The sequence below is a fragment of the Dickeya sp. CFBP 2040 genome, assembly GCF_012273755.1.
Classification (GTDB): Bacteria; Pseudomonadota; Gammaproteobacteria; order Enterobacterales; family Enterobacteriaceae; genus Dickeya; species Dickeya poaceiphila.
The window spans coordinates 71,459-77,743 of sequence record NZ_JAAVXH010000028.1 but is presented as its reverse complement, the minus strand read 5'-3'; the positions used below and the strand labels follow the sequence as shown (position 1 = coordinate 77,743).

Here is a 6,285-nt window from a genome sequence, read left to right as displayed (position 1 = left end):
AGCGCAATCGTTTACGTTCTGGCGACCAGCTTCTGTTTCCGGTTGCCAGAACGATATTATCGTTTAATTGACGCTGTCTGATAACGTCAGACGGTGAGTTTGTCCAAACACCCTATCTCCAGCCTGTTTCTGGCTGCGTTGCACTCTTTCTGCTGTCTCTGTTCAATGAGTGCTATTATTCCCCGCCTGTGTATTGGCTGATTCCGGCAAGGATAGGTTTTATGGCCTTTTTTGACCCAACGTTGCTTATTTTACTGGCTCTGGCCGCTCTTGGCATCATCAGTCAGAACATGACTGTTACTCTGGCTATTCTGCTGCTACTCGTGGTGCGCATTACGCCATTAACTCACTATTTCCCATGGGTGGAAAAATATGGCCTGTCGTTTGGCGTGCTGGTACTGACTATCGGAGTCATGGCACCGATTGCCAGCGGCAAAATTTCTGCCAGCGATGTGTTCTCTTCTTTTTTACACTGGAGATCGCTGCTGGCTGTGGTGATCGGTATCGCTGTTTCCTGGCTGGGCGGGCGTGGCGTTGTGCTGATGAGCAATCAGCCCTCGGTCGTGGCTGGCCTGTTGGTCGGTACGGTGATGGGGGTGGCGCTGTTCCGTGGCGTGCCGGTAGGGCCGCTGATTGCTGCGGGGTTGCTGTCGCTGTTGGTCGGTAAAGGCTAGGTTTTATTTGGGGCGCGGCGTGGAGTCTTTTGTTGTCAGCCAGCAATACCAGCAGCGTTATGGCATTCGCCGGTTGTTGGTGCTGAGCGGTCATTCTGACTGGTGCGGTGCTCAGGCCCAGCGCCTGAGCAGTCTGTTGCCGGGCGACTGGCTGTGGATAAGCGCATCGACGCCCAAAGGTGTGACTGCACTGTCGGCTTCGAATGTGCGTGGCGTGCTGGGCCGGGAATTTTTACATGCGGTATTTGATGCTCGTGACGGTCTGGATGCACAAGCGCTGGCGATACTGGCTGGTGCGCTCAAGGCCGGCAGTTGGTTGATCCTGTTATCTCCGCAATGGAACCATTGGCCCGATTATCCGGATACTGACAGTCTGCGCTGGAGTGAGCAACCAGAACCGATTGCTACGCCCCGGTTTATCCGACACGTACAGCGTCAACTTATGGCTGATGACGATGTTGTACTGTGGCGTCAGCAGGATGCCGAGCCGGTAATCATGCCCCCCGGTTGTCGCCCAGATTGGCTACCTGCTACTGGCGAGCCGACATTCAGCCAGCACACTGTAGTGCAGCAATTGCTTCACACCACCTGTGCGGTATCTGTGATTATCGCGCCGCGTGGTCGCGGCAAATCGACGCTGGCAGGTATGCTGGCAAGTCAGTGTCAGGGTGGTTGCTGGGTAAGTGCCCCCTCGCGTGCTGCAGGCGAGATTTTGCTGCGGCAGGCAGGGGAAGCCGCGACGTTTTGGGCGCCGGATGCGCTATTGGCGTTCTGTCAGCAGCATGACACGCTGCCGGTGGACTGGCTGTTGATCGATGAAGCGGCGGCGATTCCTGCACCGATATTGCAAGCATTGCTGCCGTTTTTCCGTCGGGTGGTGATGACGACTACGGTGCAAGGGTATGAAGGAACAGGGCGGGGTTTTCTGCTTAAGTTTTGTGCGTCACTACCGGATTGGCGGGCTATCGAACTGACGGAACCACTGCGCTGGGCACAGCAAGATCCACTGGAGAAGATAGTGGATAGGATGATGCTGTTTGATACGGAAAAACAGGTGCCGGAACGGCTATGTGGCGTCTCCTTTGAGATTCGACATGAGCAGCGCGATGACTGGCTGAGTCAGCCTGAGCGTCTGGAAGGCTGCTACGGGCTGCTCTGCAGCGCCCATTATCGTACCTCACCATTGGATTTACGCCGCTTGCTGGATGCTCCTGGCATGTATGTCGCCAGCGCTTGTGTGGATGCGAGGGTGGGAGGCGTTATCTGGCTGGTGGATGAAGGCGGTTTGCCGGAGACGCTGGCGCAGGATGTCTGGGCTGGGCGACGACGTCCGAGAGGCAATCTGGTGGCGCAGTCGCTGGCGGCTCACGGCAACCAGTGGCGGGCACCGGTGCTGCGATCGCGCCGCATTAGCCGCATCGCGGTGCTGGCATCGCATCGAGGTCAAGGTATCGGGCAGGCACTGGTACGTGATCAACAGCAACAGGCTCGGCAGGAGCGGCTGGATTTTCTGTCAGTCAGTTTCGGTTTTCAACCTGAGCTGTGGCGGTTCTGGCAGCGTTGTGGGTTCCAGTTGGTGCGTATTGGTAGCCACATTGAGGCCAGCAGTGGGTGCTATAGCGCGATGGCATTGTTGCCGCTCAGTGATGAGGGGAGCGCGTTGGCAGTGTCCGCACATCGGGAGCTGCTCCGGGATTGGTTCTGGTTGCGACATAATATTCCGTTAGCATTGGATTTGCCGCTGGTGGCAGAGCAGGTGCTCACTGGGGATGACTGGCGCAATCTGGCAGGGTTTGCTTTGGCCCACCGCCCACCAGAAGCCTGCCAGGGGGCATTATCTCGCCTGATAATGCATTCGCCGATGGCACTGACCGCGCTGAGGTTGTGGCTTGAGCAAGGGCAAAGCATGGCGGAGTGTGTGCTCCAGCTCCAACTGGTGGGGAAAAAAGCGCTGCTCCAGCGCTGGCGTACCGAAACAGCTCAGGCGCTGCGTCAGATAGACGACGCTGCATGGCAACACTGGCATGACATTCTCTTACCATGATATTATTTCATTATAATATTATTTTATAATGATATTTCTTTATATCGAAATAAGTGGTTTTCTTTTCCTAATTTATTTCAAGTGGTAGCGATCACAATTTTGTAGTTCGATTTGTGATTTGGCCAGCTGATTTTCTGCGTTCATATACACTGATCCTGATACAGGATAATGGAATAACCTGTTCAATAAACCTCAATATTGACCCGCTATCGAGGAGCGTATAGTGACAACTGAACACGTTTGAAAATAGCCGGTTTCCCCTGAAGGTAACCGCAGGAGAGGCGATATGAAGCATGACTATTTTGTGGTGCAAAATCCACCTGCACCTAAGCAGTTGTTTTTACTATTTCATGGCGTAGGCGACAATCCGGTTTCCATGGGGCAAATTGGCCGTTATTTTGCTGACTCGTTCCCTATGGCACAGGTTATCAGCGTTGGTGGCCCGGAAGCAGTAGGGCTAGGCGAAGGACGGCAGTGGTTTTCGGTACAGGACGTTACAGAAGATAATCGTGGTCGCCGCGTTAACGCCGCTATGCCGCGTTTTATCGAGACTGTACGCTACTGGCAGAAAACGACGGGAATCGACTATTCCCACACGGCGCTGATCGGTTTTTCTCAAGGAACGATTATGATCCTTGAAGCGCTGAAAGCGGAGAAGAATCTGGCCGGGCGAGTTGTCGCATTCAGTGGTCGTTTTGCTGCTCTGCCGGATCAGCCGTTTTATGACATCGTCGTTCACCTGATTCATGGCGAGGAAGATCCGGTAATTACAGTGGATCATGCCCGTCAGGCGGCACAGAGTTTGCGAGCGCAAGGCTCAGATTTTACGCTGGATCTGGTGCCGCAACTGGGACACGCCATTGATAATCGCATGATGGAATGCGCACTGGATCGGCTGCATCATTACATCCCGAAACGCTTCTGGGATGAGGCAGTGATGGGCGCTCGCGGTGAACTGGTGGCATTCCGTTAAGGGACTGACAGCGGGGGTTGTAGCTCTCAACAAGGCGAATGCCATAAATAACAAGACCGGGTTACCTTCAGGTTTCCCGGCCTTCTATATTTTCAGGGGACGGAGTCAGGGTTTTTTCTGCGGCCAATCGTCGTCTTCGTCCCACTGTGCATTATTGTCACGGTGCGGCGGTAACGGTGGTTTGTTATGCAGAAAACGCTTATGATCAAGACGGCGCAGTTCCTTGATGCCGTTAACCAGCATCCCCAGTAGTACCAGCAGTATCACCCACCAGTAATCAGCCAGCCATCCCATGGTCGTTCCTCATTATATTCAGATAGTCAGTATCAGCGGATGCATTGCGTATCAACAGACAGTATAAAGCGCTGGAACAACATCGGTAGGTTTGGCTCCAGCCAGCGTCGACCAGCAATATCTTCCCCTTGCCAGGCTTGTAAGATGCATTCAGGCGTTAGCTGAGACATGGCGAGCCGGGCCAGAGGCGCGTAGCTGAGATGCCAGGGTTCTATGGCTACGCCGCCATTATCCTGAGCGAATGGGCGGTAAAAGCCGAAAGTGGCCATGTGCCCGGTCAGCCAGTCGCTAAGTTCGGCAAAATAACCGCCAGCCTGGTATTCCCATGGTTCCAGTTGCAGTTTTTGGCCGACGGGCAATTGGTCAGGGTCATAGATATCCAGATCGCTGCCCCAGTGGTGACGGCTGCTGCCCGGTAACGCCGACCAACGCAGGATTGCCTCGCAACGCGTGCCTTCGTCCAGCGTGAGCGCGTCTATCGGCTGGCTGTGCTGATCTAGCAGTGGGCGCAGGCCGGTGAACTTGCCGTTCCAGATGTGACGTTGACGTTCGAAATCCCGAAATGTACTGGCAGGTTGTAGGTTGAAGCCACCTTGTCGCGCCGCCTGCTGCATGGCAGTAAACGCTGCGACCGCTTCAGGTTGCAGGCGATGCGATTCGCTTAGCACCACCAGATGGCTGTCGCTTTTGCCAGTCAGGCAGGCGGGGGACATCATGCGATCAATTGCTCCATAATGCGTTGGTACATACGGCTTAGTAGTTGCAGATCGGCAGCGCTGACGCACTCGTCAACTTTATGAATAGTGGCATTGACCGGTCCCAGTTCCACCACTTGCGAACCCATACGGGCGATAAATCGGCCATCAGAGGTTCCACCGGTAGTCAGGAGCTGCGGAGTGATTTCACTGTAGTGCTCAACGGCGTTGACCACTGCATCCACCAGTTCACCGCGACCTGTCAAAAATGGATGACCGGACAACTGCCATTCCAGCGTGTAGTTGAGCTGGTGGCGATCCAGCAAGGCTTTGACCTGCGCTTTAATAAGTTCATCGGTCAGCTCAGTGCTAAAACGGAAATTGAACTGGACATACAGTTCGCCGGGAATCACGTTATTACTCCCCGTGCCTGCGTTGATATTAGCTATCTGCATACTGGTAGGTGGGAAAAATTCGTTGCCCTGATCCCAGACCGTTTCCACCAGTTCATTCAGTGCGGGCATAGCACGGTGCACAGGATTGTCTGCCAGATGCGGGTAAGCGACATGCCCCTGCACACCGTGAATCCGAAGATTGGCAGTGATCGAACCACGCCGGCCATTTTTCACCACATCACCAACCCGTTCGGTACTGGACGGCTCGCCTACCAGACAGTAGTCCAGCCGTTCCTGACGCGCCATCAATGCTTCCACAACCTTGACAGTACCGTTGACGGCACTGGCTTCTTCGTCAGAGGTGATGAGAAATGCCAGGCGTCCCTGATGATTGGGGTGCGCCGCGACAAACCGTTCCGCCGCTACGACCATTGCTGCCAACGAACCTTTCATGTCTGCTGCACCACGACCATACAACATGCCGTCACGAATAGTGGGTTCAAACGGTGGGGTCTGCCATTGGCTTTGATTACCAACAGGCACGACATCGGTGTGACCGGCAAACGCCAGTGTTTTTCCCTGACCACGCCAGGCCCAGAAGTTTTGGGTATCGCCGAAGTCCATCTTTTCGATGCTAAAACCAATGGCTTGCAGACGTTCGATCATCAGCGCCTGACAACCGGCGTCATCGGGGCTGAGGGATGGGCGTTTGATGAGTTGCTGGGCCAGTTCAATTACCGGGCAAGACATGTGAGGTGTTCTCCGTAAAAAAGTGCTGATAGCTGTCATCGCTGAAACCGAGCATCGTTTTTCCGTCATCGGTTACCAGCAATGGGCGTTTGATCAACGCGGGTTGTTCCAGCATAACAGTTTTTGCCGCGGCTTCGTTGGTGATGGTGTTGCGATACGTCTCTTCCAGTTTGCGCCAGGTGGTGCCGCGGGTATTCAGCAAGGGTTGCCAGCCAATGGCGTCAATAAAGGATTGCAAGCGCTCTATGTTCAACCCATCTATGCGGTAGTCATGAAAACGGTAATCGATTTTATGGTCTTCCAACCAACGTCGCGCCTTTTTTATGGTATCGCAATTCTTAATGCCGTACAGGATGATGGCCATATGTTTTAAATCCGTTATTTTTCATGTTTTAAGGAAAAAAAGCATACCTTATAAAGGTGATATACGGCATTTTATTAAAATTATCTTAAGAAATCA

7 protein-coding genes are annotated in these 6,285 nt (G+C 53.9%); 3 read left to right on the top strand and 4 right to left on the bottom strand.

Going from position 1 to position 6,285, the window contains the following annotated elements; translation table 11 throughout:
* The first annotated feature begins 221 nt into the window (after positions 1–221).
* The 3 genes from Dpoa2040_RS04160 (at position 222) to ypfH (ending at position 3,691) form a co-directional block, all read left to right on the top strand.
* On the top strand, positions 222–674 hold the full coding sequence (locus tag Dpoa2040_RS04160; RefSeq protein ID WP_168640399.1) for a DUF441 domain-containing protein: 453 nt from the start codon (positions 222–224) through the stop codon (positions 672–674).
* A gap of 19 nt (positions 675–693) precedes the next feature.
* A complete protein-coding gene (locus Dpoa2040_RS04155) occupies positions 694–2,718 on the top strand; it encodes a GNAT family N-acetyltransferase (protein WP_168640398.1) in 2,025 nt (674 codons plus the stop codon).
* A 286-nt stretch (positions 2,719–3,004) separates the two neighbouring features.
* Positions 3,005–3,691 carry an esterase gene (ypfH, locus tag Dpoa2040_RS04150; protein ID WP_168640397.1) on the top strand — a complete coding sequence of 229 codons (687 nt, stop codon included), beginning with the start codon at positions 3,005–3,007 and terminating at the stop codon, positions 3,689–3,691.
* Positions 3,692–3,796: 105 nt separating this feature from the next.
* On the opposite strand, the gene Dpoa2040_RS04145 is transcribed toward ypfH, so the two are convergent.
* The 4 genes from Dpoa2040_RS04145 to Dpoa2040_RS04130 are packed head-to-tail and all read right to left on the bottom strand — an operon-like array spanning position 3,797 to position 6,189.
* Entirely contained in the window at positions 3,797–3,985 is a 189-nt protein-coding gene (locus tag Dpoa2040_RS04145; protein WP_042869424.1) for a YpfN family protein, read from the bottom strand.
* Positions 3,986–4,017: 32 nt separating this feature from the next.
* Positions 4,018–4,701: a M15 family metallopeptidase gene (locus Dpoa2040_RS04140; protein ID WP_168640396.1), complete on the bottom strand. Its 684-nt coding sequence runs from the start codon at positions 4,699–4,701 to the stop codon at positions 4,018–4,020.
* A complete protein-coding gene (dapE, locus tag Dpoa2040_RS04135) occupies positions 4,698–5,825 on the bottom strand; it encodes a succinyl-diaminopimelate desuccinylase (protein ID WP_168640395.1) in 1,128 nt (375 codons plus the stop codon). Before dapE ends, Dpoa2040_RS04140 begins: the two co-directional genes overlap by 4 nt.
* Positions 5,806–6,189, bottom strand: a complete 384-nt coding sequence (locus tag Dpoa2040_RS04130) for an ArsC family reductase (RefSeq protein WP_168640394.1) — start codon at positions 6,187–6,189, stop codon at positions 5,806–5,808. Before Dpoa2040_RS04130 ends, dapE begins: the two co-directional genes overlap by 20 nt.
* Positions 6,190–6,285 lie beyond the last annotated feature (96 nt).